This is a genomic window from Pseudomonas sp. RW407, from assembly GCF_003176655.1.
GTDB lineage: Bacteria > Pseudomonadota > Gammaproteobacteria > Pseudomonadales > Pseudomonadaceae > Pseudomonas > Pseudomonas delhiensis.
Genome location: NZ_QGSL01000018.1, coordinates 1 through 1,091 on the forward strand (window position 1 = coordinate 1; position 1,091 = coordinate 1,091).

1 protein-coding gene is annotated in these 1,091 nt (G+C 72.4%); it reads right to left on the reverse strand.

The features are described from left to right. On the reverse strand, window positions 1-964 hold a 964-nt coding region (locus DK254_RS00830; RefSeq protein WP_109931652.1), incomplete at its 3' end, for a hypothetical protein. Window positions 965-1,091 lie beyond the last annotated feature (127 nt).

Sequence of the window (1,091 nt, forward strand, 5' to 3'; positions counted from 1 at the left end):
AAAAGCGCTGCGCATCACCAATCAGGTTGCGGTGGATGGCCACCCGGTCCACCCCTTCCGCGTCCTTGCACAGGCCCGGGGTGGCGGCGGTTTCCTCGTCGTTGCAGGGGGCCATGAAGACGAAGTGGCCGGCGCCCAGCAGCACGTGGAAGTCGGCGCTGCGCGGCAGCTTGCGGGCCAGGGCGGCGGCGTTGCGCGTCCAGTCCAGCACCTTGTCGTTGTCGCCGCTGTAGATCAGCACCGGGATGTTCACGTCGGCCAGCTCGCGGCTGCCGAACATCAGCCCCAGCGGCGCCAGCAGCATCGCCGCGCCTACCCGCGGGTCGGCCATGGGCGCCAGGTCGCTGCGGTCGGCCAGCAGCTCGCCGCCGGCGCTGCAGGCGTCGCGGTCGTCCGGGCGCCGCGTGCAGTAGCGGCGCAGGCGTTCCAGGCGCGGTTGGGCGCCGGCGAGGATCAGCGCCGTCTCGCCGCCGGCGGAGTAGCCGATCACGCCGATGCGCCGTGGGTCCAGCAGCGGCGCCAGGCGTTCGTCGGCCAGGGCCGCGCTGATGGCTTCGGAGACCTGCAGCGGGCGGCCGTAGAGGTTGCTCAGGGCGCCCAGGCGGCTCTGGTCGTGGAGGTTGTCGCCGGGGTGCACCAGGGTGATGACCACGAAGCCGCGCCGGGCCAGGGCCAGCACCAGGTCGCGCAGGGCCAGCGGGGTGCCGCCGTTGCCGTGGGAGATGACCAGCAGCGGATGGCGCCCGGCCACCGCCGGGGCTTCCTCGGCCAGGGGCAGGGTGAACAGGCCGAGGGTGGTGGGCGAAACCGCGGCCCGCGTCGGGTAGAAGGCGATGGCGCGCATCGGCCGGTGGTCCAGCGGGTCGTCGAGGGTCAGGCGATGGAAACCGACGTTCAGCGTCTGGGCGCTGGCCGCCAGTGAGAAGATCAGTAGCAGAACGCAACAGACGAATCGCCCCGACATGGTGCTCTCCACCCCCAACGCAGCCTCTGGATCGGGCGTTGCCGTGCGCCTGGGCGCGGCCGGCCGCCACGGTGAGGACATCCCCTGCAGGGTACGCGCCAATTTCGCTTGCGCGCGGGCGGCGGAT